A 357-nucleotide genomic window follows, 5' to 3' on the forward strand; every position below is an offset into this window, starting at 1 on the left:
GGCAGACATAGCTGCTGCTGATGCGCAATTGCTCTACGCGGACATTCGTCCTTTGATTGCGCAAAGGGCAGATGTGAAGTCTGCTCAGGCCAGGCTCGATGCCGCATTATCGGCGCGCCAGCTCGCGTTGGCCGCGAAAACCAGAGATGTGTCAGTTGGTCTGCAGTTCGAGCATTATCCGGTCAGTCCGACAAATACACTGGGCTCAGGTAACAGCTTTGGCATATCGGTACAGATACCTTTATTTGCACGTTATGCCTATCAGGGCGAGATCAGTCTGGCTGAAAAGAACGTAGACAGCGCGCGCGAGATACTCGAAAAGACCAAAGAAAACGCCAGATTTGAGCTGTTGAACAT

The 357-nt window shown here is 52.1% G+C and carries 1 protein-coding gene; it reads left to right on the plus strand.

Annotation, left to right across the window (positions count from 1 at the left end; genetic code table 11):
- Nucleotides 1–357 (plus strand): TolC family protein (locus KDM89_RS20570; RefSeq protein ID WP_212689714.1); only part of this gene is annotated, 357 nt, incomplete at both ends.

It is taken from the genome of Cognatundibacterium luofuense (assembly GCF_018139685.1).
In the GTDB taxonomy this organism is placed as follows: Bacteria; Pseudomonadota; Gammaproteobacteria; order Burkholderiales; family Burkholderiaceae_D; genus Undibacterium; species Undibacterium luofuense.